Here is a 25,952-nt window from a genome sequence, read left to right as displayed (position 1 = left end):
AACAAAAAATTCTGCTGTACGTACTGTTTCCTGTCAATAATAGGTTCATGCATCTGTCTTAAATCTCACGTCATTTGAGGTGGAAATAAAAATCTGCCTCTTGGTGATATCGCAGGAAATAGCAATAATCACCAACATGGGGCGACTTATCTATTTATTCAATCTGGAAATGTGCGAGACGTAATCCATATCCACCAAGAATCTTTTCAGCTCGCCGAAGATCTTCATCGGTAAGGTGGTTCTTCCACTGACCAACCCCAGAGTCTCTAACAAAGTATCCCGAGGTTGTCGGTCCGACGATCGCCCGCCCTCTCTCCACCTCCTCGGCTGCCACCTTCCTGGCATCCGACCGTTCGACAGCGAGCTGGAGCGCATCGCGACGCACCGGAATGCCAAGAGAGCGAAGCATGATTTCCAGGCTCACTTGCGGCGCCTGTTTAAGATTCTCATAAGTCAGCACCACGGCGTCGCGCTTCTGCCGAACCAGCTTCAACATGAAGCTGAGGGATTCCGCATACCACCGAAGTGACCAGTCCATGGTTGCCGCCGGCGAGGAAACATCGCGTCCTTCGCTTTGCCACAGCACCTTGTCGTAGTGATACCGAGATATCAAATAGTCGAGCGGGTTCCGGAACAGGAAGACTATTCTGCCCCTGTATGCCGACAAATCCTCCGAAACATGCTGCCACATGACATCCTGGTACCCGAACACCGGATACAGCGGGGATCGTACGGGTTCGGTCTTCGTGCGAAGGCAGAGCCTCCGATCGTTTGGGGAGAAGACCGACTGCAGCTCCTCGTACGTGGCACGGCTGCAGTCGGAGCCGCGCACCATGATCTTCAGATAATTGGCCAGCAGATAGCGTGCCCAGTGCGTGCCGCTCTTCATCACGGTCACGAGACAGACGGAGGCGGGCGAGTTCAGGCGCTCCAGCCCTTCATCGGTCAGCTCCGCGCGTGCCATCACCCCACCCCCGCCCCGATCCGCAGCCTCACATCACATCTCCCCGCCGGCCGCTCCGCCACATGCGCCCGCCATGCCTCGAGGGCACGGTCGGCGAGCTTCCGCGTCTCCCGCTCCGCCGCCAGCAGCGCCGCCAGCGCCTCCTCGAGCGCCTCCTCGGTCTGCGCCAGGCGCCGCATATCCCCGCCCGGCGGGCGCCGCGTCGCCGGCCCGCCGCGATAGGCTTCCGCCCGCGCGCGGATCCCCGCCTCCAGCTCCGGATAGGCCGTCAGGGTGCCGCGGCGCAGCAGCAGGTGCGCCAGCATCTCTTCCCAGGAGCCGACCAGGGCGGAGAGGCGCGCCGCCTCCTCCGCCGGCACCGGGCCGGGCTCGAACATCGCCAGCACGTGCCGCACCGCGGCGGGGCCGAACTCCATCAGGCTGCCTCCCGCGCAGGACGGGTCGCGGCGGCGCGCCGATAGGCCGCCTCCAGCACGTCCACCATCGCTTTCACCGTGTACTTCGCCTCGAAGGAGCGGCGGGCGCCCGCCGCCAGGCGCGCGCGCAGCGCCGCATCGCGGCCGAGGCGCAGCAGAGCGGCGGCGATCCCTTCCACCGCCTCCGGCCCGTCCGGCACCAGCAGGCCGTCCTCGCCCTCCGTCACCACCTCGGCGAGGCCCCCCGCGGCCAGCGCCACCACCGGCTTGCCGGCCGACATCGCCTCGATCGCCACCAGGCCGAAGGATTCGTAGCGGCTCGGCACCAGCGCCACGTCGCAGTCGCGGTAGGCCGCCTCCAGCGCCGGCCGGTCCAGCACGCCCAGGAAGCGCACCCCGCGCCGCCCCGCGAGGCCGGCGGCGCCCGCCGCGGCCAGCGCCGCCTCGGCCTCGGCGTCCAGCACGCCGCCGGCGAAGACCATCTCGGCCTCCGGCATCGCCTCGAGCAGCCGCAGGGCGGCGGCGGCGGCCAGGTCGAAGCCCTTGCGCGGTTCGAACCGCCCGACGAAGAGCACGCGGTAGCCGCCCCTTCGCGCCGGCGGCGGGGCGCCCTCCAGAAGGTCCTCGGTGCCGTGCGGCGCCAGCACCACGCGCGAGGGGTCGGGCGCCACGCCGTAGGCCGCCTGCAGGTCGGCGAGGATGGCGCGGGAGTTCGCCAGCACCATCGGCGCGGCGGCCAGCGCCCGCGCCTCCGCCGCGATCATCTTCCGCACCATGAAGTGCTCGTAGAGCGGGCGCGCCGCCCATTCCGGCTTGTGCGGCCTCGCCATGGCGTAGCTGGTGTGCAGGCTCATGACCACGCCGATCGAGGGATCGCCGAGGCAGGCGGCCGCCTCCAGATCCCAGATCGGGAAGGAGAGCACGTCGAGGCCGAAGCCCTTCACCGCCTGCACCTCGCGCCAGACGCGGCGGTTCCAGGCGGCGATGTTGGGCGGCAGGTCGAGGTTGAGCATCACCGCCTCCGCCCCCTCCGCCTCCGGCGTCATGCGGTGCAGCCAGAGCCCGTCCTCGAAGCGGACGGATTCCTCCTCGTCCTCCGCCGTGCCGGTCAGCACGTGCACGCGGTGGCCGCGGCGCGCCAGCTCGCGCGCCACCATCTCCGTCCAGCGCGCGATGCCGGCCTCCACCCGCGGCGGGAAGCCCTGGCTGACCATGCAGATGCCGAGGCCGCCGCCGGGCGCGAAGCGATGGAAGGGGGGCGGCGCCGCCTCCGCGTCGAGGTCGCCCCCGGCACGGCCGCCGCGGTGGCGGGCCAGTGCCTCGCCCTCCTTCAGCCCCCAGGCGAGGTCCTGGTCGAGCGAGGCGCGGTGCGCCCCGGTGATCTCGCGGTGCTGCTCGAGCCAGGCGTTGGCGTCCAGGATCTCGCGCCGGTAGCGCTCCAGCTCCGCGGCGGCGCGGCCGCGATTCGCCGGTGCGCCGTGGCGGGCGATGAAGTAGGCCTTGCTCGCCGCCGAGGGGTAGAGCGTGCGCGCGATGCGCTTCGGGGTGCGGATGTGGCTGGCGGCGAACTGGTGGTACACCAGCGCCTCCGGCTCGTAGACCACGTGCCAGCCGGCATCCACGAGGCGCAGGCAGAGGTCGGTCTCGTCCAGCAGGTAGGCGAAGGCGTGGTCGAAGCCGCCGACCTGGCGCAGCGCCGCCATGCGGAAGCTGGAATTGGTGCCGAGCAGGCTGGGGTAGAAGGGCGTGCCCGGCCGGTTCAGCGGCCGCTCGTCGAAGTGGTCGGAGACGTGGTGCGCGTTGCCGTAGCGGTCGCAGACGGTCTTGCGCGCCTGCCAGCGCAGGCCGGTGTTGTCCACGGTGAAGCCGCCGACGGCGCCGATGCGCGGGTCGCGGTAGTGCTCCGCGAGCCGCGCCAGCCAGTCCGGATGCGGCACGGCGTCGTCATCGAGGAAGGCGACGATCTCGCCCGCCGCGGCCGCGATGCCGATGTTGCGCGAGACGGAGAGGTTCAACTCCGGGCAGTCCGCGCGCTTGATGCCGGGCGCCCACTCCTCCAGCACCGCCGCGGTCTCGTCGGTGGAGGGGCCGTTGACCACCACCACCTCGAAAGCCGGGTAGCGGAGGGTGCGCAGCCCCCGCAGCGCCTCGCGCAGATGCGCGGCGCGGTCGCAGGTGTTGATGACGACGGAGATGCGGGGCGGGCTCATGCCGGGCCTCGGGCCGGTTGCGCCAGCAGGACCATCAGGTCCCGGTTGGCGGCGGGGAATTCCGCGTGCCGCACCAGGTGCGCCGCCACCTCCCGGCAGGTGGCGGCGCCGCGCATCAGCTCCAGGATCTCGGACAGGCTCCGGGGCTTGCGCTGCAGCAGCAGCGCGAACAGCGCCTCCACATCCGCCCGGCAGGGCGGGATGTCGAGCGGCTGGCCGCCGGCGGCGGGCGCGGCCGGGAAGCGCGCCTCGCCAAGGCCCTGCGCCGCGTGCACGTACAGCACATGCTGGCGCACATCCTCCTCAGGCGCGCCAAGGGCAAGGGCGGAGCGGTAGGCCACCTCGGCGTCCTCGAGCTTGCCCTGCTCCTTCAGGCAGTGGCCGTACTGGACGGTGTAGCCGGCATGCAGCGGGTAGAGCCGCAGCGCCTGCCAGTACAGGTATTCCGCCCGCGCCCAGTCGCGCTCGTCCCGCGCCTGGTCGGCACGGGCGACGAGGTCGCGGAATTCGGGGTCGAGCTGCGCCGCGGCGATCGCCAGCGCCACCGACTGCGCCCGCGAGGCGCCGCGGTCCGGCAGCGCCCGCAGCAGGCCGAGCGCGGCCTCGGCGCGGCCGGCCTGCAGCAGCGCGCGCGCTTCCGAAAGCGCCGCCTCCTCCTGCCCCGGCGAAGGCTCCGGCGGGGGCGGGGCGGCCTGCGCGTCGGGCGGCGCCTGGGGGCGAGAGGGGGCGGCCGCGGAGGCGCCGCCGCGCCGGGCGAGGAAGGACAGCATCTCGCCTGTCGCCGCGAGCAGGGCGGCGGGCTTCAGCGCGGCCGTGGTCATGCGGCTTCCGTTCCCCCTTTTCCGCTGGCGCCGGGTGGCGCAGCGCGTCCGGCACGACAATCGCTAGCACCGCCCCGCGGGGGCGTGCAACCCATGCGCGATGTTGGGGGTGAGGCGCAACTACCGAGCCGCTCGCCGCGGCAGCCTAGCCGGCCGTCTCCTGCGAGGCGCCGCTCCGCCCGACTCGCGCGCGCCCGGCGAGCAGCAGCAGCGCGCCCTCGGCCAGCAGCGCCAGCGCCGCCGTCGCCGCCGCGCCCTGCAGGATGTGCAGCTCGTTCCGGTTCTGCAGGCCGAGGATGATCGGCGTGCCGAGCGTCGCCGCCCCGGCGAGCGCACCCACCGCGGCGGTTGCCACCGCCAGCACCAGCGCCACGCGCAGGGCGGCGAGGATCACCGGCCAGGCCAGCGGCAGTTCCACCTCCCGCAGCACCTGCAGGGGGGTGAAGCCCATCGCCTCCGCCGCCTCCCGCGTCGCCGGGGGCACCGACTCGATCGCCGCCACCGTGCCGCGCAGCACCGGCATCACGCAGTAGAGCAGCAGGGCGAGCGCCGTCGGCGCCAGGCCGAAGCCGAGCACGGGAAAGGCCAGCGCCACCACCACCACCGGCGGCACCGCCTGCGCCCCGGCGGCCAGGGCATCCGCCGCCGGGCGCAGCCCCCGCCCGGCGCGGCGCGTCACCAGCAGGCCGAGGCCGAGCCCGATCGCCGCCGCGGCCAAGGCGCTGAGCACCGCCAGGGCGGCATGCGCGGCGGCGAGGTCGAGCAGCCGCGGGCTCGGGAAGGCCTCGCCCTCCCGCCCGAGCCCCGCCCAGACGCGCCCCGCGACCGGCTCCTGCGCCGCCAGCGCCAGCAGCGCGCCGAGCGCCAGCGGGGCGAGGCCCGGACGCCCCCTCATGCCCGCCGCTCCAGGATCGCCTGCAGCGTCACCGCGCCGAGCGGCGCCCCCTCCTCCGACAGCACCGCGAGTGCGGCGCTCCGGGTCTCGACCATGAGCGAGAGGGCGGCGCGCAGGCTGGCGGAGGCGGCGATGGAAGGGGCGCCGGGCGGCGGCGCGCCGGCGGCCGCCGTGCCCACCGGCAGCAGATCGAGCCGCCGGAGGCCGAGCTCCCCATCCCCCAGCAGGGCGCGCAGGAAGGGGTGGACGGGCGGCTCGGTCAGCGCCAGCGGCGCCCCCTCCGCGACCAGCCGGCCTTCCCTCAGCACGACGAGATGGGTGGCGAGCTCCAGCGCCTCGCCCGGATCGTGGGTGACGAGCAGGATGGTCTTCCCCGTCTCCCGGTGGATGCGCTGCAGCTCCGCCCGCAGCCCGCGGCGGATGATGGGGTCCACGGCGCCGAAGGGCTCGTCCATCAGCAGGATGTCGGGATCGGCGGCAAGCGCCCGCGCCAGCCCGACACGCTGCGCCTGGCCGCCGGAGAGCGCCGCCGGCAGCCGTCCCGCCAGCGCGGGATCGAGCCGCAGCAGCGCCATGAGCTCCTCCACCCGCGCCGCGATGCGCGCCCGCGGCCAGCCGAGCAGGCGCGGCACGGTGGCGATGTTCTGCGCCACCGTGCGGTGCGGGAACAGCCCGACCGACTGGATGGCGTAGCCGATGGAGCGGCGCAGCCGGGCCGGGTCCAGCGCGGCGACATCCTCGCCGCGCACCCGCACCACCCCCGCGCTCGGCGTGACCAGCCGGTTGACCAGGCGCAGCAGGGTGGACTTGCCCGAGCCGGAGGGGCCGACCAGCACGCAGAGCGCGCCGCGCCCGACGGAGAGGGTGACGCCCTCCAGCGCCCGCACCCCGCCGAAGACGACGGAGACGCCCTCGAAGGCGATCACCGCCCGCCCTCCGCAAGGCGGGTCTCCAGCCCGCGCAGTGCCGCGTCGGCCAGGAGCGCGAGCAGGATGATCGGCAGCGCGCCGAGCAGGATCAGGTCGGCGGCGAACTGCGCCATGCCCTCGAAGACCAGAGCGCCGAGCCCGCCGGCGCCGATCAGCCCGCCCAGGGCGACGAGGCCGATCGCCTGCACCGCCGCCACCCTCAGCCCGCCGGCGAAGACCGGCAGGCCGAGGGGGAGGCGGATCTCGGCGGTGATGCGCCGCTCCGTCATGCCCATGGCCCGCGCCGCCTCCACCGCCGCCGGATCGGCGGCGCCGAGGCCGCCCAGCAGGGCCCGCCACAGCGGCAGGGCGAGATAGGCGGCGACCGCGATCAGCGCCGGCGCCGGCCCGATCGCCTGCAGCCCCGCCGCGCGCAGCGCGGGAACCGCGCCGAGCAGCAGGGAGAGCAGCGGGATCAGCAGCCCGAACAGGGCGAGCGAGGGCACGACCTGCACGAAGCTGAGCGCCGCGCCGATCGCCGCCTCCGCCCGTGCCGAGCGGAAGCCCCACCAGCCGAGCGGCAGCGCCACGGCCAGGGCCAGGCCGAGGGCGGCGGCGGACAGCGCCAGGTGCCGCCACAGCGCCGCCTGCACCGCCTCCTGCCGCGCCCGGTACTCCACGGCGAGCGAGAGGGCGTCGAGCAGCCCCCAGCGCCACAGCGCCACCCCCGCGAGCAGGGCGGCGAGGCCGGCCCAGGCCGGCCGCAGCCCGGCGGCGCGCGCCTGCTCCAGCGCAAGGAGACCGGCCGACGCCAGGAACAGCCAGAACCCCGCCCCGAGGCTCGCCCGCGCCGCCGGCGGCTGCCCCTCCATCAGCCGCGCGGCGGCGAGGCCGGTCGCCGCCAGGGCCAGCACGATTCCGGCCAGCGGCAGCGCCGGCGCCAGGCGGGACCGGAGCCGGCCGGCCAGGAGCGCGCCGCCCAGCAGCAGCGCCGGCAGGTGCGCCGCCGGGCCGAGCGCCGCCGGGGCGCCGATGGCCTCGCCCGGCAGCAGGCGGTTCGGCGCCACCGACAGCCAGCCCAGCGCGTAGAGGCCGAACAGGGCAAGGCCGGCGAGGAGGAGCGGCAGGGCTGGGGCGGCGTCCCCGGCCCGCGGGGGCGGCGCGGTCAGCGCAGCAGGCCGGCCTCGGCGAGGTGCCGCCTGGCCACCTCGCGCGGCGGCTGGCCCTCCACGGCGATGCGGGCGTTGAGCGCGCGCAGCGTTTCCGCCGTCAGCCCGGGGAAGATGCGCCCCAGGGCGGGGGCGATCCGCGGATGGCGCTCCAGCACCGCGGCGCGCGCCACCGGCGCCGGCTCGTAGACGATCTGCGCCCCCCTGCTGTCCGCCATGACGACGAGGCCGAGGGCCGCGATCGCCCCGTCCGTGCCGTAGACCATGGCCGCGTTCACCCCGCCGATGCCCTGCGCGGCGGCGCGCATGGTCACCGCCGTGTCGCCGCCCGGCAGCACCACGATGCGCTCGCGCGGGAAGGCGAAGCCGTAGGCGCGCTCGAAGGCGGGCAGGGCGGCGGGGCTCTCGACGAACTCGGCCGAGGCGGCGAGGCGCAGCACGCCGCGCCCGGCGGCGGCGGCGAAATCCTCCATGGTCGCAAGGCCCTCCCGCCGCGCGACGTCCCCGCGCACGGCGATGGCCCAGGTGTTGTTGGCCGGGGCGCGGTCGAGCCAGACGAGGCGGTTGGCCTCGGCGTCGAGCCGCCGCACCATGTCGTAGGCGGCCTGCGGGGAGCGCCAGGCCGGATCCTCCTCCCTGCGGAAGAAGAAGGCGCCGTTGCCGGTGTATTCGGGGTAGAGGTCGATCTCGCCCGCCAGCAGCGCCTCGCGCACCACGCGCGTCGGCCCGAGCTGCAGCCGGTTCTCCACCGGCACGCCCTCGGCCTCGAGCGCGAGCAGGATCATGTGGCCGAGCAGCGCGCCCTCGGTGTCCAGTTTCGAGGCGACGACGACGCGCTCCCGCCCCTGCGCCCGGGCCGGAAGGGCGGCCAGTGCCGGGGCGGCGCCGAGAAGGAGGCCGAGCCTCCGCCGGCCGAGGATCCGTCGCTCCATGCTTCCTCCATGTGCAGGCCAGGGGCGCGGAGCATCATGCGCGCCCGGTGCCGCGGGCGCCAGCGCCCGCCGGAGAGGAGGGGGGTGGCGCTTGGCCAGGCCCGGTCGCGCCGCTACTGTCACGGCCGGATGAGGGATGGCTGACATGGTTGCGCGCGCGTGGCACCCCGGAAGCTGGCGGGAGATGCCGATCCGGCAGGTGCCCGAATACCCCGACCCGGCCCGGCTGGCGGCGATGGAGGCGAAGCTCTCCCGCTTTCCCCCCCTGGTCTTCGCCGGGGAGGCGCGCCGGCTGAAGGCGGCGCTGGCCCGCGCCGGGGACGGGCAGGCCTTCGTGCTGCAGGGGGGCGACTGCGCCGAGAGCTTCGCCGACTTCACGGCCAATGTCATCCGCGACACCTTCCGGGTGCTGCTGCAGATGGCGGTGGTGCTGACCTTCGGCGGCTCCCTGCCGGTGGTGAAGCTCGGCCGCATGGCGGGGCAGTTCGCCAAGCCGCGCTCCTCCGAGGTGGAGACGCGGGAGGGGATCACCCTGCCCTCCTACCGCGGCGACATCATCAACGGTCCGGAATTCAGCGCCGAGGCGCGGGTGCCGGACCCGCAGCGGATGGAGCTCGCCTACATGCAGTCGGCGGCGACGCTGAACCTGCTGCGCGCCTTCGCCACCGGCGGCTACGCCGACCTGCACCAGGTGCATCGCTGGAACCTCGGCTTCGTGGCGCGCAGCCCGCTCGCCGACCGCTACCAGGACCTCGCGCACCGCATCGACGAGACGCTCGCCTTCATGCAGGCCTGCGGCATGTCCGACCTGCCGCAGGTGCGCGAGACGGATTTCTACACCTCGCACGAATCCCTGCTGCTGCCCTACGAGCAGGCGCTGACCCGCGTCGATTCCACCACCGGCGACTGGTACGCCTGCTCGGCGCATTTCCTCTGGATCGGCGACCGCACGCGCCAGCCGGAGGGCGCGCATGTGGAGTTCCTGCGCGGCGTCAGGAACCCGATCGGCATGAAGGTCGGGCCGAGCATGGAGCCGGAGGAGCTGGTGGAGCTGACCCGCGCGCTCAACCCGGCGAACGAGAAGGGGCGCCTCACCCTCATCTCCCGCATGGGCGCGGACAAGGTGGAGGCGAGGCTGCCGCCGCTGCTGCGCGCGGTGCAGCGCGCCGGGCGCAACGTCACCTGGCTGTGCGACCCGATGCACGGCAACACCGTGACCGCCGGCAGCTACAAGACCCGGAATTTCGACGCCATCCTCTCCGAGGTGCGCCGCTTCTTCGCCGCCCACGACGCCGAGGGCACCATCCCGGGCGGCGTGCACGTGGAGATGACGGGGCGCGACGTGACCGAATGCCTCGGCGGCGCGCACCGCCTGGGCGAGGCCGACCTCGCCGCCAACTACGCGACCTTCTGCGACCCCCGGCTGAACGCCGAGCAGTCGCTGGAGCTCGCCTTCCTCATCGCCGAGGAGCTGAAGGCCCGCCGCGCCCGGCCCGAGCGCCGGCCGGCGCAGGCGGCGGAGTGAGGGGCGCGCGATGAGCGGCGGACGGGCCGGCAGGACGACCGAGGCCGCGCCGGGCCCGGACGCCGCCATCGCGGCGCGTACCGACACCTACTTCAATCGCACCCGCGCCATCGTCCGCCGCTTCGGGGACTGCCACGTCACCTATGCGGTGTTCATGCGCCGCCCGGTCATCAGCGCCCCGAGACTGATGCTCGACTGGATCGCGGCGGTGGCGAAGGCGCGCGGCACCACCTTCGACATCGAGGTGATGCGGCCGGAGGGGAGCTGGGTCGGCGCCGGCGATCCCATCCTCTACCTCTCGGGCTCCTTCGCCGAGCTGGTGGACCTCGAGACCCTCTACCTGCAGAAGCTCGGGCCGCCCTGCGTCGCCGCGCACAACGCCTACCAGATGTGCCTGGAGCTGCCGAAGGTCGCCTTCCTCGCCATGGATGCGCGGCACTGCGCGGGGGCGGAGATGCAGGAGATGATGGCCTACGCCGCCTCGGTCGGCAGCGCCGCGGCGCGCGCGGAGGGGGCGCGGGGCTTCATCGGCAACGCCACGGACGCCACGGCGCACTGGTTCGGCGGCGAGCGTCCGCGCGGGCGCGGCACCATGCCGCACGCGCTGATCGGCTACGCCAACTCCACCGTCCGCGCCGCCGAGATGTTCCACGAGACCTTCCCAGAGGAGGACCTGACCGTCCTCGTGGACTATTTCGGGCGGGAGGTGACGGACGCGCTCGCGGTCTGCCGCCGCTTCCCGGAACTCGCCGCCGCCGGGCGGCTGGCGGTGCGGCTCGACACCCATGGCGGGCGCTTCCTGGAGGGGCTCGATCCGGCGGAAAGCTACGCGGTGCTGGAGCGCCACGCGCCGGCGGCGATCCGCCGCTACCGCAGCGAGACGGAGCTGCGCCACCTGGTCGGCACTGGCGTCTCCGCCGCCGCCATCTGGCGGATGCGCGAGGCGCTGGACGAGGCGGGCTTCGAGGGGGTGCGCATCGTCGCCTCCTCCGGCTTCAACGTGCAGAAATGCCGCGTCATGGCCGAGGCGAAGGCGCCGATCGACGTGGTCGGCACCGGCAGCTTCATCCCCGAGGTGTGGTCCGAGACCTACGCCACCGCCGACATCGTCGCCTATGACGGCGCGCCGCGGGTGAAGGTGGGGCGCGAGTTCCTGCTGCGCCGCAACGGCGGGCGGCGGCGCAATGGCGGGGTGCCGGGCTAGCGCCCGATCCGCCGAAGCGGATCGCGCTGCGGGGCGGATTGTGGAGGGCTGGAAACGGCCGGAAGCGCGGTCCACGCAAGGGGCTCGCGCTCCGGAGCGGATACGCCGGGGCGGCCGGGCACCGCCCCCGGCCCCGCGCGTTGACCCCCCGCAACCCGAACCCTAGCTTCCGTCCATGGCCGACACCCTGCGCATCGCCCTCGCCCAGATCAACCCGCATGAGGGCGCGCTGCGCGCCAATGCCGAGCGCATCCGCGCCGCCCGCGCCGAGGGCGCGCGGCTCGGCGCCGCGCTGGTGGTGACGCCGGAATTCTCCATCGCCGGCTACCCGCCCGAGGACCTGGTGAGGAAGCCCGCCTTCGTCGCCGACTGCGCCGCGGCCATCGCCGACCTCGCCGCCGAGACCGCCGATGGCGGGCCGGGTCTGGTGGTGGGCGGCCCGTGGCAGGAGGGCGACAGGCTCCACAACGCGCTGTTCGTGCTGGAGGGCGGGCGCATCCTCGCCCGCCGGGCCAAGCACGAGCTGCCCAACTACGGCGTCTTCGACGACAAGCGCGTCTTCGACCCGGGGCCCTGCCCCGGGCCGGTGGCGTTCCGCGGCTTCCGCCTCGGCCTGATGATCTGCGAGGACTGGTGGTTCCCCGGCGTCAGCGAGACCCTGGCGGAGAGCGGGGCGGAGATCCTGCTCTCCATCAACGGCTCTCCCTTCGAGGCGGACAAGCCGCGGCGGCGGGTCGACCTCGCGGTGCGGCGGGTGGTGGAGACCGGGCTGCCCTTCGTCTTCCTCAACCAGATGGGCGGCCAGGACGAGCTGGTGTTCGAGGGGGCGAGCTTCGTGCTCAACCCGGACCGCAGCCTGGCGGTGGCGATGCGTCTGTTCGAGGAGGAGATCCGCCTGACCGAATGGCGGCGGGAAGGGGAGCGCCTGGTCTGCGCGCCGCAGCCCATCCCGCCCGAGGTGCCGCGGCTCGAGCAGATCTACCGCGCGATGATGCTCGGGCTCCGCGACTACGTGGAGAAGAACCGCTTCCCCGGCGTGGTGCTCGGCCTCTCGGGCGGGATCGACAGCGCGCTCTCGGCCGCGGTGGCGGCGGACGCGCTGGGGCCGGAACGGGTGCGGGCGGTGGCGATGCCCTCGCCCTACACCAGCCCGGAGAGCCTCGAGGACGCGGCCGCCTGCGCGGGGCTGCTCGGCATCCGGTACGAGACCATCGACATCGTCCCGGCGATGGAGGCCTTCCGGGCGATGCTCGCGCCCGCCTTCGGGGATCGCCCGCCCGACATCACCGAGGAGAACATCCAGGCACGCATCCGCGGCGTGACGCTGATGGCGCTGTCCAACAAGTTCGGCGACATGCTGCTGACCACCGGCAACAAGAGCGAGATGAGCACCGGCTACGCCACCCTCTATGGCGACATGGCCGGCGGCTACTCGGTGCTGAAGGACGTGTACAAGACCACCGTCTTCGCGCTCAGCCGCTGGCGCAACGCCCATGTGCCGCCGGACGCGAAGGGGCCGCGGGGCCCGGTGATGCCGGAGCGCGTCATCACCAAGCCGCCCTCGGCCGAGCTGCGGCCGAACCAGAAGGACCAGGACAGCCTGCCGCCCTACGAGGTGCTGGACGCCATCCTGGAAGGGCTGGTGGAGGGCGAGAAGGGCGTCGACACGCTGGTGGCGGAGGGGCACGACCGCGCCACGGTGCTGCGCGTATGGCGCCTGCTCGACCGTGCCGAGTACAAGCGCCGCCAGGCGCCACCCGGGGTGAAGATCACCCGCCGCGCCTTCGGCCGCGACCGGCGCTATCCCATCACCAACGGCTACACGGAGCTGGTGTCGTGAGCGGGCGGGAGGGCGGCGTCTTCGACACCGGGCTGTTCGGGCGGCAGGGCGGCTACGCCGTGCGCATCATGGACCTCTCGGGCGGCAACGGCGCGGAGCCGGTGGAGACCATCCGCGGCTTCCGCACGCTGGAGCACGCCAACGCCTTCGCCCGCCGCTACGTGCGCGACAGCGTGGAGCGCTGCCGCGCCGCCGGCATGTCGGCCGAGGCGGTGATCGCCGCCTGGTTCGCCTTCGGCGAGGATGCCGAGGTCGTCGGCGCCGGCGGCGAGGGCTGGCACAGTGCCGCCGAGCTCTCCGACTTCGCCGCGCGCCCGGTGCGCGATGCCGAGGAGCGGAACTGGCGCGTCCTCGACCCCCGCCGCGACGAGGATGGGGAGGCGGAGGAGGAGGAGTGAGCCACCGGGACGCGCCGGGGCGCGCGCCATGAGGCTCCGCTTCGCCCCCTCGCCGACCGGGCTGCTGCATGTCGGCAACGCCCGGGTGGCGCTGGTGAACTGGCTGCTGGCCCGCCGGCATGGCGGCACGGTGCTGCTGCGCCTCGACGACACCGACACCGCCCGCAGCAGGGCGGAGTACGCCGCGGCGCTGGAGGAGGATCTGCGCTGGCTCGGCCTCGACTGGGACGAGAGCTTCCGCCAGTCCGACCGCATGGCGCGCTACCAGGCGGCGGCGGAGCGTCTGAAGGCCGCCGGGCGCCTCTACCCCTGCCTCGAGAGCGAGGAGGAGCTCCGCGCCAAGCGCGAGCAGCGGCTGCGCCAGGGCAGGCCGCCCGTCTACGACCGCGCCGCGCTGCGCATGACGCCGGAGCAGCTCGCGCGGGCGCGGGCCAATGGCAAGGAGCCCTACTGGCGCTTCCTGCTCTCCTCCCGCACCGTCTCCTGGCGCGACGGCGTGCTGGGGGAGCGGCAGGTGAAGCTGCCCTCCCTCTCCGACCCGGTGCTGATCCGGGCCGACGGCACGCCGCTCTACACCTTCACCTCGGTGGTGGACGACCTGGAGTGCGGCGTCACCCACATCGTCCGCGGCGAGGACCACGTCACCAACACCGGCGTGCAGCTCGACCTGTGGGAGGCGCTGGGGGGCGATCCGGCGGCGCTTTCCTTTGCCCATCTGCCGCTGCTGACCGATGCGGAGGGCGGGCCGCTCTCGAAGCGCCTCGGCTCGCTTTCGCTCCGCCAGCTCCGGCGGGACGGGGTGGAGCCGGCGGCGCTGGCCGGCTACCTCGCCGCGCTCGGCACCGCGCGCGACCCGGTGCCGGGGATGCCGCGCGACCTCGTCGCGGGGTTCGACCTCTCCGCCATCTCCCGCTCCCCGGCGCGGTTCGATGTGGGGCAGCTTCTGGCGCTGAACCGCCGCTGGCTGCAATCCGCCCCCTTCGAGGCGGTGCGGGAGCGGCTGCCCGCGGGCGCCGATGCGCGCTTCTGGGAGGCGGTGCGCGGCAATCTCGACCTGCTCGGGGAGGCGCGGGGGTGGTGGCAGGTGGTCGCCGGCACCATCGTGCCGCCGGTACAGGAGGGGGAGGAGGCCTTCCTGCGCGCCGCCCTGGACGCGCTGCCGCCCGAACCCTGGGACGAGGCCACCTGGTCCGCCTGGACCGCGGCACTGAAATCCGCCACCGGCCGCGGGGGCAGGGCGCTGTTCCGTCCTCTGCGCCTGGCCCTGACCGGGGAGGAGCAGGGGCCGGATCTGCGCGCGCTGCTGCCGCTGATCGGGCGGGAGCGGGTGGCGGCGCGCCTGCGCCTCAGCGCCGGGGGGGGCTGACCGGGCACGGACCGCCTGCCGCCGCAACGGCGCGCGGGGGGAGGCGGCGCGCCGCGCACGATGCCGCGATCACCCCCGCCGCTTCCGCCATGGCTGGAACAGGGAATTGCGGCCGGCGCCTCGCGCCCGCTAGCGTCTCGGCGCGCCGCCCGCGGACCCGTCCATGCCACCCGAAGAAGGCGGCGCCGAGGGAGAGACCATGCGACGCAGAACGGCAGGCGCGGCCCTGGCCGCCGCCATCGTCTTCGGCACTGCCGCGTTGTCCGCCCAGCCCTACGAGGCATCAGGCGATCCGCCGCTGAACGTCGGCTTCCGCCAGGTGGCGGTCGCGGAGGGGCTCGAGCATCCCTGGTCCATCGCTTGGCTGCCGGATGGCACGGCGCTGGTCACCGAACGGCCGGGGCGGCTGCGCGCCATCCGCAACGGCCGGCTCGATCCCGAGCCGATCTCCGGCACGCCGCCCGTGCTCGTCGCGCCGGAGCGCGGGCTGGTGTTCCAGTCCGGCCTGTTCGAGGTCTCGCCGCACCCCAACTTCGCCGAGAACCGGCTGATCTACCTCACCTACGCCCACGGCACCGCGCAGGACAACCGGCTGCGCCTGGCGCGCGCCAAGCTCGAGGGCAACGCGCTCTCCGACCTGCAGGTGATCTTCGAGGTCTCGGAGGGCAAGCCGGAGTTCCAGCACTACGGCGGCAAGATCCTGTGGCTGCCGGACGGCACGTTGCTGCTCAGCGTGGGAGATGGCGGTAACCCGCCCGTTTCGGTGGGCGGAGGATTGGTGCGCGAGAAGGCGCAGGACCTGAACAGCCATTTCGGCAAGATCCTGCGGCTGCGCGACGACGGCTCGGCGCCGCCCGACAACCCCTTCGCCGGGCGGCAGGATGCGCGGCCCGAGATCTTCTCCTACGGCCACCGCCACGTTCAGGGGCTGGCGCGGCACCCGGACGGACGGATCTTCGCCACCGAGCACGGGCCGCTCGGCGGCGACGAGCTGAACCTGGTCCGGCCGGGCCAGAATTACGGCTGGCCGGTGGTGAGCTGGGGCAGGGACTATGTCGGCGGCACGCCGATCGGCACCGGGCAGCGCTCGCAGGAGGGGATGGCGGATCCGGTCCTGGTCTGGACCACCTCGGTGATCGGCGCCTCCGGCCTTGCGGTCTATGACGGCGAGCGCTTCCCCGACTGGCGGGGCTCCGTGCTCGCCGGCGGGCTGGCCACCCAGGACATCCGCCGCGTCGTCCTCGACGACAATAACAGGGTGACGCAGCACGAATCGCTGCGCATCGGCCAGCGGGTGCGCGAGGTGCGCCAGGGGCCGGACGGGCACATCTACGTGCTGACCGACGAGATCCACGGGCGGGTGTTCCGCCTGGAGCCCGCGAACTGAGCTTCGGCCGAATCCCGGCAAGGGAAGGGGGCGGCCGGCGCGGCCGCCCCTTTCGCCCTGGGAAGGGACCGCCTCCTTCGCCGGCCTGATGCGTTCCGCGCCCGGCTGGCCTATGGATGCGCCCGATGACCCCCGAGCTCCACCTGCACAACAGCCTCACCCGCCGCAAGGAGCGCTTCGAGCCGCTCGACCCCGCGCATGTGCGCCTCTATGTCTGCGGGCCCACCGTCTACGACCTGGCGCATCTCGGCAATGCGCGGCCGGTGATCGTGTTCGACGTGCTGGTGCGGCTGCTGCGCCGGCTCTACCCGCGCGTCACCTATGTCCGCAACATCACCGACGTGGACGACAAGATCAACGCCCGCGCCCTCGAGACCGGGGAGCCGATCGAGAGCATCACCGCCCGCACCACGGCGGATTTCCACCGCGACATGGAAGCCCTCGGCGCCCTGCCGCCGGATGTGGAGCCGCGCGCCACGCAATCCATCGCCGCCATGATCGCGCTGATCGAGCGGCTGATCGCGCGCGGCCACGCCTATGTGGCGGAGGGGCACGTGCTGTTCTCCGTCTCCTCCTTCCCCGATTACGGCCGGCTCTCCGGCCGCAGCCCGGAGGAGCTGCTGGCCGGCGCCCGCGTGGATGTCGCGCCCTACAAGCGCGACCCCGGCGATTTCGTGCTGTGGAAGCCGAGCCCGCCGGAGCTGCCGGGCTGGAACAGCCCCTGGGGCCGCGGCCGGCCCGGCTGGCACATCGAGTGCTCCGCCATGTCCTGGCAGCATCTCGGCGAGGTGTTCGACATCCACGGCGGCGGGCACGACCTGATCTTCCCCCACCACGAGAACGAGGTGGCGCAGACCCGCTGCGCCTTCGGCACGGCACTGATGGCGCGCTACTGGATGCACAACGGCATGCTGCGCGTGGACGGGGAGAAGATGTCGAAGTCGCTCGGCAACTTCCACACCGTGCGCGACATCCTGCAGCGCGGCCCCTGGGCGGGGGAGGCGTTCCGGCTGCTGACGCTGAAGACGCATTACCGCCAGCCGCTCGACTTCACCTTCGCCGCGCTCGAGGAGGCGAAGGCGGAGCTCGACGACGACTACGCCATGCTCTCCCGCGCCCCCGCGCCGCCGGAGCGGGAGGCGGTGCGGGCGGAAATGGCGGCCTGGGCGCTGGAGCCGCTGCACGACGACCTCAACACCCCCCTGGCGCTGACCCGGCTGCGCGATCTGCGCACGCTGGAGAACGCCGCCACCGTCGGCGGCAGCGCCACCGCGGTGCTGAAGCGCGTCGGTCGCGACTGGCCGGCGCTGCCGGGCCTGGCCGCCGGCGCCTTCCGCGAAGCGGCGGGGGTGCTCGGCCTCTGCGGCGGGGATCCCGTGCGCTGGCTGCACGGCGGGGAGGATACGGGCTGGATCGAGGCCGCCATCGCCGCGCGCCTCGCCGCACGCAAGGCCCGCGACTTCGCCGAGGCCGACCGCATCCGCGACGCGCTGCGCGCCAGGGGCATCATCTTGGAGGACGGGCCGCGGGGAACGACCTGGCGCCGGGCATGACCCCTTCCGCCGAGGCCTGGGCCGATGCGCTGCAGCGCGTGGCGCTGACCGACGCGGTACGCGCCTGGCTGCGCGCCCACCTCGCCGCCCCGGGCTGCCGTGCCGACAGTGCGGCGCTGGAGGCCGCCACCGGCCGCCCCATCGCCGAATACCGCGCCTTCGCCGCCGCGCTGGCTGCCGCGCTCGGCGCCGCACCGCCGGAGGAGCCGCTGGCGCTGATCGCCGCACCCGGCGAGGGCGGCTGGACGCTGCGGCCGGAATTCGCCTTCGCCCTCGGCCTGCGGCGCGTGCTGCCGGAGGCGTGGGACCGCGGCTCGCGCGAGCGCGCGGCGCTGGCGCCGCCGCCGGGGGAGAGCCCGGTCGTCGTGCTGGTGCGCCCGCAGCTTGCCGACAACATCGGCGCCGCGGCGCGCGCCATGGCCAATGGCGGGCTGTTCCACCTGCGCCTGGTGGCGCCGCGCGACGGATGGCCGCAGGATCGCGCCTGGCGCACCGCCTCCGGCGCCGACCGCATCCTGGATGCCGCCACCGTGCACGCCACGGTGGCCGAGGCGGTGGCGGACTGCCACCGCGTCCTCGCCACCTGCCCGCGGCCGCGCCACATCGTCAAGCCGGTGCTGACCGCGCGCGCCGCCGCCGGGGAGCTGCGCGCGATCAACGCCCGGTCCCTGCGCGCCGCCGTGCTGTTCGGACCCGAGCGCAGCGGCCTCGACAACGACGACATCGCCTGCGCCGACACGCTGGTGCGCTACCCGCTGAATCCGGCGCACATGTCGCTCAACCTGGCGCAGGCGGTGATGATCCTGGCCTATGAGTGGTGGACCGTGGCCGAGACGGCGCCGCCGCGCCTGCTGGCGACCCATGAGACGCGCGTGGCGGCGAAGGGCGAGCTGGAGGGATTCCTGGAGCGCCTGGTCGCCGAGCTCGACGCCAGCGGCTTCCTCGACCACGAGAAGAAGCGCGCCGGAATGGTGCGCAACCTGCGGCACTGGTTCCAGCGTGGCGAGGTGACGGAGCAGGAGCTGCGCACCCTGCACGGGGTGGTGACCGAGCTCTCCCGCGGCCGGATGCGCCGCGGCCGGCCCGAGCACGACGCGCCGCCCCCCTGGACGGAGGAGGGGGCGGGGCGCTGACGCTCCTGGCGCCGTTGCCGCGAGCATGAGGCGGCAACGGCGCCGGCCTCTTCGCGGGGCGGAGTCGCGCGGCCGGCCGTTTCCGGCCCTCCGCGATCCGCCCTGGAGCGCCTTCCGTTCGCCCTGGCTCGCGGCAAACGCTCCAGTCTTTCGATGTGCGGGCATCTTCACCCGTTCAGGCGGATCCGCCTGAACGGGATCTGCTCTAGCGGCCCGTCGCCGCCGCCGGGGTGGCGGCGATCTGGCCGGGCTGGACCGTCACCGCCACGCGCATCTGCGCTCCGCCCGGCAGCATGCGCACGGCGAAGCTGTCGGTGCCGGCGAAGCCGCGGTCCGGGATGTAGTCCACCCGGGTGCGGTCGCCGACGGTGCGGATGTGCACCCGCCCATGCGCGGGCCGCGCCGTGACCAGGCCGGCGGCGTAGGGCCGCGGCCCGGGCTGGGCGACCGAGATGCCGCACCACCCCCCGTCATTGACCAGCACCATCTGCGCCTCGGCCGGCCGCGCCGGGTCGAGCGCGACGTTCTGCGTGGCGTTGCACACCCGGGCACCGCCCTGCATGTCCACGGCGAAGACCCGCGCCTGGGGCGCGGCCACCGGCTGCGGCTGCTGGGCGCAGCCGGCGAGCGCCACCACCAGGGCGGCGAGAGGCAGGGCATGCCTCATCGGCCGCGGCTCCGGCTGGCCGCGGCGGGCCGCACCGCGGCGGCCGGGGCCGCCGCCTGCGCCGCGCAGGCGCCGAGAGTGGCGGGAACGAGGTCCTTGCCGGCGGCGTAGGCGGGCAGATCGTTGCCGCCCGACAGCGACATCACCTCGGCGAACAGGGCGCTGTTGCGCGGGCAGAAGTCGCTGCCCAGCTCCTGGCCGAGCTTGGCGCGGGCATTGGCGAGGTTGGTGACGTAGGCATCGTAGTCGCGCTGCCCGGCGCGGCCGCGGGTGCCGGTGTAGTAGCGCAGCAGCGCCTTGTCGTTCTCGCCGAGATAGGGGCGGAAGCGGGTGACGAACTCGTTGTAGCGGTCCTCCTGCTTGCAGGCGAGGGCGACCACCAGCAGCTCGGTCTTCAGGGCGGCCACCTCGTGCATGGCCTGGTGCTGCTCGTCCGGGCAGCGGGTCGCCGCCACGGCGGCGGAGGAGAGCAGCAGGGCGGCGGTCAGGGCCGCGGCGCCGGCCCGTCGGGCCGAACCGCGCCGCTCGGGCCGGGCGTCAGGGAGTCTCTCGGTCATCGGGCCTCGCGTTCAAGCATGTCCGCGGCGGCCGCATCCGCCGCCGCGTGCCCCTCGGTCGGGCGAAGTGCCGCATCCTCCGCTTTGGCGGCGCGGTCAATCCCGTTCTGCGCAACGGAGGCGCGGCATGGCAAACCTGCCACCGCACGCCCGATTCGCGGCGCGCGGGAGGGGGGCGCGGCCCGCCTGCGCCCTCGAGTCGGCATTCCGCCGCCCGCCCCGCTCGTCTAGGCTGCGGGCCGGGACGGAGGGGGTTCCGAGGGGATGCACGCCTTCGCGCGCCGCGCCGCGCTTCTCGCCCTGCTGCCGCTCGCCGCCTGCGGCACGGCGCGCGTCGCCGCGCCCGGCCGCGAGGGCGGCGTCTGGTCCTGCGTGCCTTATGCCCGCACCCGTTCCGGCATCCAGCTCAGCGGCGACGCCTGGCGCTGGTGGGAGGAGGCGGCGGGGCGCTACGAGCGCGGCCGGGCGCCGCGCCCGGGCAGCGTGCTGGTGCTGGCGCGCACCGCCCGGCTGCCGCAGGGGCATGTCGCGGTGGTCTCGCGCATCGTCTCGGCGCGGGAGCTGCGAGTGGACCACGCGAATTGGGGTTCGGGCGCCGGCAAGGGCCGGGTGGCGCGCGACCAGCCGGTGCGCGACGTCTCGCCGCGCAACGACTGGTCGCTGGTGCGGGTGTGGTATCCGCCGCGCGGCGATTGGGGCGCCACCGTCTGGCCGGCCCATGGCTTCGTGCATCCGCGGCGGATGCTGGCGGAGCGGTAGGGCCGCCGCCGGTTCAGCGTTCGAGCAGCACCTCCACCCGCCGGTTCTGCTGCCGGCCTTCCGGGTTGTCGCGGCCGCCGATGGTGTTGGGCGCGACCGGCTCCGCCTCGCCGCGGCCCTCCACCTGCATCGGCGGCAGGCCGGGGGCGTTGGCGGCGAGCCACTGCTCCACCGCCCGCGCGCGGCGCAGCGACAGCTCCTGGTTGTAGGCCTCGGAGCCGATCGAATCGGTGTGGCCGACGATGCGCACGGCGCGCGGCTGGCGCTCGCGGATGATCTCGGCGACGCGGCCGAGCGCCTCCCGCGCCTCGGGGCGCAGCTCCGCCCGGTCGAAGTCGAACAGCACGTCGTTCTGCACGGTCAGGCGCGCCCCGCGCGGTGTCTCCTGCACCACCACGACGTCGGCGCCGCGGATGTCGGCCGCGGCGCCGCGCGGCACCTCCACCGCCGTCCCCGGCCGGCCCGGCTGCTCGACGACGAAGCCGCGCGGCTCGGGCGGCGGGCGCTCGATGGTCACGGTGCCGGTGGCGCGCTCCTGCGCGACGGCGGGCAGGGCGAGGAGCGGAAGGGCCGCCCCGAGCAGGGCGGCGCGCAGCGAAGGGGACATCGGTCACTCTCCTCCGGGAAGGATCCGTCGCCGCCACAACGCGCGGGCGCGGCGGCGGCGGCCGGCTTCCCGCGGCTGTGACGCGGCCCCGCGCGAAGGGGGCGGCGCCGCGGGCCGGGCGCCCCTCAGCCCGGCAGCGTCACCTCGGCGAGCAGCCCGGCGCGGCCGGGGCGGTTGCGCAGCACCACATCCCCGCCATGGGCGCGCAGGATGTTGCGCGCGATCGGCAGGCCGAGACCGGCGCCGCCGGTCTCGCGGTTGCGGCTGGCCTCGAGGCGGTGGAAGGGCTGGAACACCGCCTCCAGCGCGAAGGGCGGGATGCCGGGCCCGTCATCCTCCACCGTCAGGCGGACCGGCCGCCCCGGCGCCTCGGGCGGCGTCAGGGTCAGCCGTGCCGCGCCGCCATAGTCGAGCGCGTTGCCGACCAGGTTGGCGAGCGCGCGCTTCAGCGCGGTCGGGCGCGCCTGCACGGTCAGGTGCCCGGGCCCGGCATAGGCCAGGCGCTCGGCCGCCTCGGGGCGCGCATCCGCCGCCTCGTCGAGCACGGTGCGGCAGAGCGCGGCGAGGTCGAGCGGCACCGAGGGCTCTGCCGCCGCGTCGTCGCGGGCGAAGGCGAGGGTTGCCGTGATCATCGCCTCCATCTCGTCGAGGTCGGCGAGCATCTTCCGCCGCTGCTCCTCGTCCTCCATGAACTCGGCGCGCAGGCGGAGACGGGTGATCGGGGTGCGCAGGTCGTGGCCGATGGCGGCGAGCATCTGCGTGCGGTCGCCGACGAAGCGGCGGATGCGCTCGGCCATGGTGTTGAAGGCGCGGGAGGCGGTGGCGACCTCGGCCGGCCCGGTCTCGGGCAGGGGCGGGGCGTTGACGTCGCGCCCGAGCCGCTCGGCGGCGGCGGCCAGCGCCCGCACCGGCTGGGTCAGGCGCCGCACCGCCCAGAGCGTCAGCGCGACGGCGGTGAGCGTCATCACCGCGAAGGCGGCGAGGAAGGTCTCGGAATGCCAGGGCCTGGGCGGCGGCAGGTGCACGCGCAGGTTCAGCCACAGCCCGTCGGGCAGGCGCAGCGCGGCGGCGAAGGCGTCGGGCGGGCCGAGGGCGGCGAAGCGCGCCTCGCGCGGGCGGAAGTGGCGCGGGCCGGCCGTGGCGATCTGGTCCAGGCGGAACAGGCGCACGATGTGCGGCGGGGGCGGCGGCGCCCCGGGCGGCACCAGCGGCGCCTCGTCGAGCGAGACGGCGAGGCCCTGCGGCAGCTCGATGTCGGCGAGCATGGCGGCGCGCCGGTCGGGCGGCGTCAGCACCGCGGTGCGCCACACCGCGAAGGTGCGCCCCGAGATCTCCCGCGCCTGGATCAGCCGCTGCAGGTCCACGCGGTCCAGCGCGTGGATCAGCAGCCCCGCCGCCTGCACCAGCGTCAGGCCGAAGAGCAGCACGAGGGCGGTGCGGCCGGCGAGGCTGCGCGGCCAGAGCCGGCGCAGCAGACCAGGTCTCCGCTCCGGGGCGGCAGCCGCCTCCGCCGGCAGCGCCGCCTCGCTCATGCGCGCTCCACCGTCGCGGCCAGCACGTAGCCGCCCCCGCGCACCGTCTTGATCAGGGTCGGGTTGCGCCCGTCATCCTCGAGCTTGCGGCGCAGGCGCGAGACGGCGACGTCGATGGCGCGGTCGAAGGGGCCGGCCTGGCGGTTGTGCAGCAGGTCCATCAGCATGTCGCGGGTCAGCACCCGGTTCGGCCGCTCGACCAGCACCTGCAGCAGCTCGTACTCGCCCCCGGTCAGCGGCACCTCCACCCCCTCCGGGTTGAGCAGGCGGCGACGCGCCGGCTCCAGCGTCCAGCCGGCGAAGCGGATCGCCCGCGCCGGCGGCTCCTTCGGCCCGCCGCCCTCGCCGCCGGCGCGGCGCAGCACGGCACGGATGCGCGCCAGCAGCTCGCGCGGGTTGAAGGGCTTGGCGAGGTAGTCGTCGGCGCCGAGCTCCAGCCCGACGATGCGGTCCGTCTCCTCCGACATGGCGGTGAGCATCACGATCGGCACGTCGTCCTGGGCGCGCAGCCAGCGGGCGAAGTCGAGGCCCGATTCGCCCGGCAGCATCAGGTCCAGCACCACGAGATGGTAGCGGCCGAGCGGCCAGAGGCGCCGCGCCTCCTTGGCATCGCGCGCCGCGCTGACGCGCATGCCCTGGCGCTCGAGGAATCTCGAGAGCAGGTCGCGGATCTCGCGGTCGTCATCCACGACCAGGATATGCGGTTGCGGCTCCATGGCTGTAACATAGCGCGCCCGAGGGAGGCTGCGCGGGGCACCTGTTGCGGCAGGTTGCCGCAACGCGCCTTGTTGCATTTCGTTACAATTCACAACCTCCCGGATGTAGGCTCGAGACCAAAACATCCCCATCTTGCCGCCACCGGACGGCAACGCCCCGCCCCCCTCGGGGCCGCCGCGCCGATCGAGTCTGGCGCCCGGCGCCCGACCCGCTAAGGCGGCGGGGATGGCTCCCCCTTCCCCCATGGCCTCCCCGCCGCCCCCCTTTCCCCACCCGCCGCCGTGGGCGCGTGCCGGCCTCGCCGCGCTGGCCGCCGCCGATCCACGACTCGCCGGCATCGAGGCGGCGGCCGGGCCGCTGCCCTGGCGCACCCGCCCGCCCGGCTTTCCCGGGCTGCTCCGCGCCATCTGCGGCCAGCAGATCAGCAACCAGGCCGCGGCGGCGATCTGGCGCCGCCTCTCCACCCTGCCCGGGGCGCTGGAACCCGCCGGGCTGCTGGCGCTGGACGATGCCACGCTCTGCGGCGTCGCCGGGCTGTCGCGGCCCAAGGCGGCGCATGCCCGCGCCCTTGCCGCCGCCTGCCTGGAGGGACGGCTCGACCTCGCGGCGCTGGCGGGGATGGGGGACGAGGCGGCGGTGGCGCACATCGCCGCCATCCGCGGCCTCGGCCGCTGGACGGCGGAGATCCACCTCCTCTTCGCCGAACAGCGGCCGGATGTCTTTCCCACCGGCGATCTGGCGCTGGCGGCGGCAGCGGCGCATCTCCTCGGCCTGCCGGCGCGCCCCTCGCCCGCGGCCCTCGGCGCCATCGCCGAGGCGTGGCGGCCCTGGCGCGCGCTCGCCGCGCGGCTGCTCTGGCACCACTGGCGGTTCGTGACCGGGCGGCCGGCGGTGGAGGATGGCTGAGCGGGCCGGAGGCATTGCGACCGCCCGCGGCGCCCTTCCGGCGTGGCCGTCACGGGAGCGTCAACGCCGCGGGGCCGCGATATGATACGATGCCGCACAACCCGCCGCGGCGGGCGAGAAAGGGGGAGAACGCATGCTGCACCGACGCGCCACGCTGTCGCTCATCGCCGGCGCCGCCCTTGCGGGAGGCGCCGCCTCGCGGCGGGCCGCCGCGCAGCAGGCGGAGGCCCCGACCGCGGCGGCCCGCGCGCCCGCCGCCCTGCCCCGCGCCGAGCGGCCGGAGGATGTCGGCCTCTCCGCGGAGCGGCTGGGCGCCATCGCCGCCTGGCTGCGCGCCGAGGTGGAGGCCGGGCGCATCCCCGGCGCCGTCGTGGCGGTCGGCCGGGGCGGCAGGCTCGCCTACCATGAGGCGGTGGGTTTCCGCGACCGCGACGCCGGCGCGCCCATGACCGCCGACGCGATCTTCCACATCGCCTCCCTCACCAAGCCCATCACCTCCCTCGCCGCGCTGATCCTGATGGAGGAAGCCAGGCTCATGCTCTGGCATCCGGTCAGCCGCTACCTGCCGGCGTTCCGCGAGCAGGCCGTGGGCATGGAGCGCGCGCCGGCGCAGCGGGGGATGACCATCCTCGATCTCCTCCGCCACACCTCCGGGCTGACCTATGGCGCGCTGCCGGTCGCCGGCGGGGGCGCCGTGGATCCGGTGCAGCAGGCCTATGCGGAGGCGAGGGTCAACGATCCGAACCAGACGAGCGAGGAATTCGTGGCCCGGCTGGCCCGGCTGCCGCTGCGCTACCAGCCGGGCACGCATTGGGAGTACAGCCATTCCACGGATGTGCTGGGCCGGGTGGTCGAGGTGGTCTCCGGCATGGACCTCGACCGCTTCATCCGCGAGCGCATTTCGGCGCCGCTCGGCCTGGCCGACACCGGCTTCCAGAACCCGCCGGAGGCGGCCGGAAGGATCGCCAGGGCGCAGGTGGATCCCGCGACCGGGCAGCGCATGACCATCTCCGACGCGCTCGAGCGGCCGCGCCTGTTCTCGGGTGGCGGCGGCATGGCCGGCCTGGCCGGCGGCATGGTGACCACGGCGATGGACTACGCGCGGTTCTGCCAGATGCTGCTGAACGGCGGCCGCCTGGGCGAGGCGCGGATCGTCTCGCCCAAGACGGTCCAGCTCATGACCGCGGACCATCTGCCGCCGGGCGTGCAGTACGGCCCCGGCCTGTTCCCGATCTTCGGCGGCCTCGCCCCCGCGCCGGAGACCGGGTACGGCTTCGGCCTCGGCGTCGCGGTGCGCACGCATCAGGGGCGCAGCCCGGTGCCCGGCAGCGTCGGCGACTACTTCTGGGGCGGCGCGACCGGCACCTACTTCTGGGTGGACCCCCGGGAGGAGCTCTACGCGGTGCTGATGATGCAGGGGCCCTCGGACCGGCTGTACTACCGCTACGCCATCCGCCAGCTCGTGTACCAGGCCTTCGCCTGAGCG

24 protein-coding genes are annotated in these 25,952 nt (G+C 74.4%); 11 read left to right on the top strand and 13 right to left on the bottom strand.

The genetic code is table 11. From position 1 onward, the window contains the following. Nucleotides 1-154 precede the first annotated feature (154 nt). The 8 genes from ET526_RS09120 to osmF form a co-directional block, all read right to left on the bottom strand. A complete protein-coding gene (locus tag ET526_RS09120; RefSeq protein WP_135467380.1) occupies nt 155-964 on the bottom strand; it encodes a sulfotransferase domain-containing protein in 810 nt (269 codons plus the stop codon). Then, on the bottom strand, nt 964-1,380 hold the full coding sequence (locus tag ET526_RS09115; protein WP_135467379.1) for a hypothetical protein: 417 nt from the start codon (nt 1,378-1,380) through the stop codon (nt 964-966). The genes ET526_RS09120 and ET526_RS09115 overlap by 1 nt, the downstream gene beginning before the upstream one ends. Continuing rightward, nucleotides 1,380-3,590 carry a glycosyltransferase gene (locus tag ET526_RS09110; RefSeq protein WP_135467378.1) on the bottom strand — a complete coding sequence of 737 codons (2,211 nt, stop codon included), beginning with the start codon at nt 3,588-3,590 and terminating at the stop codon, nt 1,380-1,382. The genes ET526_RS09115 and ET526_RS09110 overlap by 1 nt, the downstream gene beginning before the upstream one ends. Next, nucleotides 3,587-4,411: a tetratricopeptide repeat protein gene (locus ET526_RS09105; protein WP_135467377.1), complete on the bottom strand. Its 825-nt coding sequence runs from the start codon at nt 4,409-4,411 to the stop codon at nt 3,587-3,589. Before ET526_RS09105 ends, ET526_RS09110 begins: the two co-directional genes overlap by 4 nt. A gap of 145 nt (nt 4,412-4,556) precedes the next feature. Next, nucleotides 4,557-5,306: an ABC transporter permease subunit gene (locus tag ET526_RS09100; RefSeq protein ID WP_135467376.1), complete on the bottom strand. Its 750-nt coding sequence runs from the start codon at nt 5,304-5,306 to the stop codon at nt 4,557-4,559. After that, entirely contained in the window at nt 5,303-6,232 is a 930-nt protein-coding gene (locus ET526_RS09095) for an ABC transporter ATP-binding protein (protein ID WP_135467375.1), read from the bottom strand. The genes ET526_RS09100 and ET526_RS09095 overlap by 4 nt, the downstream gene beginning before the upstream one ends. After that, nucleotides 6,229-7,281: an ABC transporter permease subunit gene (locus ET526_RS09090; protein WP_204623574.1), complete on the bottom strand. Its 1,053-nt coding sequence runs from the start codon at nt 7,279-7,281 to the stop codon at nt 6,229-6,231. The genes ET526_RS09095 and ET526_RS09090 overlap by 4 nt, the downstream gene beginning before the upstream one ends. Nucleotides 7,282-7,379: 98 nt before the next feature. Continuing rightward, the gene (gene osmF, locus ET526_RS09085; RefSeq protein ID WP_135467373.1) at nt 7,380-8,315 is read right to left on the bottom strand and encodes a glycine betaine ABC transporter substrate-binding protein OsmF; all 936 of its coding nucleotides are present in this window, start codon (nt 8,313-8,315) and stop codon (nt 7,380-7,382) included. Between the two features lie 145 nt (nt 8,316-8,460). Here osmF and ET526_RS09080 point away from each other — a divergent pair, with 145 nt between their 5' ends. The 8 genes from ET526_RS09080 (at nt 8,461) to ET526_RS09045 (ending at nt 18,721) form a co-directional block, all read left to right on the top strand. Beyond that, nucleotides 8,461-9,840, top strand: a complete 1,380-nt coding sequence (locus ET526_RS09080) for a class II 3-deoxy-7-phosphoheptulonate synthase (RefSeq protein WP_135467372.1) — start codon at nt 8,461-8,463, stop codon at nt 9,838-9,840. Nucleotides 9,841-9,850: 10 nt separating this feature from the next. Then, a complete protein-coding gene (locus ET526_RS09075) occupies nt 9,851-11,044 on the top strand; it encodes a nicotinate phosphoribosyltransferase (RefSeq protein ID WP_135467371.1) in 1,194 nt (397 codons plus the stop codon). 175 nt (nt 11,045-11,219) lie between these two features. Continuing rightward, entirely contained in the window at nt 11,220-12,884 is a 1,665-nt protein-coding gene (locus tag ET526_RS09070) for an NAD+ synthase (RefSeq protein ID WP_135467370.1), read from the top strand. 68 nt (nt 12,885-12,952) lie between these two features. After that, nucleotides 12,953-13,282, top strand: coding sequence for a hypothetical protein (locus ET526_RS09065; RefSeq protein ID WP_135467428.1), 330 nt, complete (start codon nt 12,953-12,955; stop codon nt 13,280-13,282). A gap of 28 nt (nt 13,283-13,310) precedes the next feature. Continuing rightward, nucleotides 13,311-14,648, top strand: coding sequence for a glutamate--tRNA ligase (gene gltX / locus ET526_RS09060; RefSeq protein WP_135467369.1), 1,338 nt, complete (start codon nt 13,311-13,313; stop codon nt 14,646-14,648). A 199-nt stretch (nt 14,649-14,847) separates the two neighbouring features. Beyond that, complete coding sequence (locus tag ET526_RS09055; RefSeq protein ID WP_135467368.1) at nt 14,848-16,035, top strand: PQQ-dependent sugar dehydrogenase; 1,188 nt, start codon at nt 14,848-14,850, stop codon at nt 16,033-16,035. A gap of 116 nt (nt 16,036-16,151) precedes the next feature. Next, nucleotides 16,152-17,588, top strand: coding sequence for a cysteine--tRNA ligase (cysS, locus tag ET526_RS09050; protein ID WP_456305110.1), 1,437 nt, complete (start codon nt 16,152-16,154; stop codon nt 17,586-17,588). A gap of 332 nt (nt 17,589-17,920) precedes the next feature. After that, nucleotides 17,921-18,721 carry an RNA methyltransferase gene (locus ET526_RS09045; protein WP_135467427.1) on the top strand — a complete coding sequence of 267 codons (801 nt, stop codon included), beginning with the start codon at nt 17,921-17,923 and terminating at the stop codon, nt 18,719-18,721. Nucleotides 18,722-18,926: 205 nt separating this feature from the next. Here the strand turns inward: ET526_RS09045 and ET526_RS09040 are convergent, their stop codons facing one another. Both ET526_RS09040 and ET526_RS09035 read right to left on the bottom strand, forming a co-directional pair. After that, nucleotides 18,927-19,388 (bottom strand): putative periplasmic lipoprotein, encoded by a 462-nt coding sequence (locus tag ET526_RS09040; protein WP_135467366.1) that lies wholly within the window; start codon nt 19,386-19,388, stop codon nt 18,927-18,929. After that, complete coding sequence (locus ET526_RS09035) at nt 19,385-19,945, bottom strand: hypothetical protein (RefSeq protein WP_135467365.1); 561 nt, start codon at nt 19,943-19,945, stop codon at nt 19,385-19,387. Before ET526_RS09035 ends, ET526_RS09040 begins: the two co-directional genes overlap by 4 nt. Nucleotides 19,946-20,209: 264 nt before the next feature. Between ET526_RS09035 and ET526_RS09030 the strand changes: the two genes are divergently transcribed. Next, nucleotides 20,210-20,704, top strand: coding sequence for a CHAP domain-containing protein (locus tag ET526_RS09030; RefSeq protein ID WP_135467364.1), 495 nt, complete (start codon nt 20,210-20,212; stop codon nt 20,702-20,704). 13 nt (nt 20,705-20,717) lie between these two features. Here ET526_RS09030 and ET526_RS09025 read toward each other — a convergent pair whose 3' ends face one another. The 3 genes from ET526_RS09025 to ET526_RS09015 all read right to left on the bottom strand — a co-directional run bounded on the left by ET526_RS09025 (nt 20,718) and on the right by ET526_RS09015 (nt 23,559). Continuing rightward, entirely contained in the window at nt 20,718-21,311 is a 594-nt protein-coding gene (locus tag ET526_RS09025; protein ID WP_135467363.1) for an OmpA family protein, read from the bottom strand. A gap of 125 nt (nt 21,312-21,436) precedes the next feature. Beyond that, a complete protein-coding gene (locus tag ET526_RS09020; protein WP_135467362.1) occupies nt 21,437-22,843 on the bottom strand; it encodes an ATP-binding protein in 1,407 nt (468 codons plus the stop codon). Next, nucleotides 22,840-23,559 carry a response regulator gene (locus tag ET526_RS09015; RefSeq protein ID WP_135467361.1) on the bottom strand — a complete coding sequence of 240 codons (720 nt, stop codon included), beginning with the start codon at nt 23,557-23,559 and terminating at the stop codon, nt 22,840-22,842. The genes ET526_RS09020 and ET526_RS09015 overlap by 4 nt, the downstream gene beginning before the upstream one ends. 226 nt (nt 23,560-23,785) lie before the next feature. On the opposite strand from ET526_RS09015, the gene ET526_RS09010 reads away from it, so the two are divergent. Next, nucleotides 23,786-24,466, top strand: a complete 681-nt coding sequence (locus ET526_RS09010; protein ID WP_204623572.1) for a DNA-3-methyladenine glycosylase family protein — start codon at nt 23,786-23,788, stop codon at nt 24,464-24,466. A 133-nt stretch (nt 24,467-24,599) separates the two neighbouring features. After that, a complete protein-coding gene (locus tag ET526_RS09005) occupies nt 24,600-25,949 on the top strand; it encodes a serine hydrolase domain-containing protein (RefSeq protein ID WP_135467360.1) in 1,350 nt (449 codons plus the stop codon). The last annotated feature ends 3 nt before the right edge of the window (nt 25,950-25,952 follow it).

The sequence above is a fragment of the Crenalkalicoccus roseus genome (genome assembly GCF_004761865.1).
Lineage (GTDB): Bacteria > Pseudomonadota > Alphaproteobacteria > Acetobacterales > Acetobacteraceae > Crenalkalicoccus > Crenalkalicoccus roseus.
This window is presented reverse-complemented; position numbering and strand designations above follow the sequence as displayed.

What these genes read in the sequence shown, in the direction of transcription:
- ET526_RS09120 (WP_135467380.1), bottom strand. Translation starts at nt 964, where the DNA reads ATGGCACGCGCGGAGCTGACCGATGAAGGGCTGGAGCGCCTGAACTCG.
- ET526_RS09115 (WP_135467379.1), bottom strand. Translation starts at nt 1,380, where the DNA reads ATGGAGTTCGGCCCCGCCGCGGTGCGGCACGTGCTGGCGATGTTCGAG.
- ET526_RS09110 (WP_135467378.1), bottom strand. Translation starts at nt 3,590, where the DNA reads ATGAGCCCGCCCCGCATCTCCGTCGTCATCAACACCTGCGACCGCGCC.
- ET526_RS09105 (WP_135467377.1), bottom strand. Translation starts at nt 4,411, where the DNA reads ATGACCACGGCCGCGCTGAAGCCCGCCGCCCTGCTCGCGGCGACAGGC.
- ET526_RS09100 (WP_135467376.1), bottom strand. Translation starts at nt 5,306, where the DNA reads ATGAGGGGGCGTCCGGGCCTCGCCCCGCTGGCGCTCGGCGCGCTGCTG.
- osmF (WP_135467373.1), bottom strand. Translation starts at nt 8,315, where the DNA reads ATGGAGCGACGGATCCTCGGCCGGCGGAGGCTCGGCCTCCTTCTCGGC.
- ET526_RS09080 (WP_135467372.1), top strand. Translation starts at nt 8,461, where the DNA reads ATGGTTGCGCGCGCGTGGCACCCCGGAAGCTGGCGGGAGATGCCGATC.
- ET526_RS09075 (WP_135467371.1), top strand. Translation starts at nt 9,851, where the DNA reads ATGAGCGGCGGACGGGCCGGCAGGACGACCGAGGCCGCGCCGGGCCCG.
- ET526_RS09070 (WP_135467370.1), top strand. Translation starts at nt 11,220, where the DNA reads ATGGCCGACACCCTGCGCATCGCCCTCGCCCAGATCAACCCGCATGAG.
- ET526_RS09065 (WP_135467428.1), top strand. Translation starts at nt 12,953, where the DNA reads ATGGACCTCTCGGGCGGCAACGGCGCGGAGCCGGTGGAGACCATCCGC.
- gltX (WP_135467369.1), top strand. Translation starts at nt 13,311, where the DNA reads ATGAGGCTCCGCTTCGCCCCCTCGCCGACCGGGCTGCTGCATGTCGGC.
- ET526_RS09055 (WP_135467368.1), top strand. Translation starts at nt 14,848, where the DNA reads ATGCGACGCAGAACGGCAGGCGCGGCCCTGGCCGCCGCCATCGTCTTC.
- cysS (WP_456305110.1), top strand. Translation starts at nt 16,152, where the DNA reads ATGCGCCCGATGACCCCCGAGCTCCACCTGCACAACAGCCTCACCCGC.
- ET526_RS09040 (WP_135467366.1), bottom strand. Translation starts at nt 19,388, where the DNA reads ATGAGGCATGCCCTGCCTCTCGCCGCCCTGGTGGTGGCGCTCGCCGGC.
- ET526_RS09035 (WP_135467365.1), bottom strand. Translation starts at nt 19,945, where the DNA reads ATGACCGAGAGACTCCCTGACGCCCGGCCCGAGCGGCGCGGTTCGGCC.
- ET526_RS09030 (WP_135467364.1), top strand. Translation starts at nt 20,210, where the DNA reads ATGCACGCCTTCGCGCGCCGCGCCGCGCTTCTCGCCCTGCTGCCGCTC.
- ET526_RS09025 (WP_135467363.1), bottom strand. Translation starts at nt 21,311, where the DNA reads ATGTCCCCTTCGCTGCGCGCCGCCCTGCTCGGGGCGGCCCTTCCGCTC.
- ET526_RS09020 (WP_135467362.1), bottom strand. Translation starts at nt 22,843, where the DNA reads ATGAGCGAGGCGGCGCTGCCGGCGGAGGCGGCTGCCGCCCCGGAGCGG.
- ET526_RS09015 (WP_135467361.1), bottom strand. Translation starts at nt 23,559, where the DNA reads ATGGAGCCGCAACCGCATATCCTGGTCGTGGATGACGACCGCGAGATC.
- ET526_RS09010 (WP_204623572.1), top strand. Translation starts at nt 23,786, where the DNA reads ATGGCTCCCCCTTCCCCCATGGCCTCCCCGCCGCCCCCCTTTCCCCAC.
- ET526_RS09005 (WP_135467360.1), top strand. Translation starts at nt 24,600, where the DNA reads ATGCTGCACCGACGCGCCACGCTGTCGCTCATCGCCGGCGCCGCCCTT.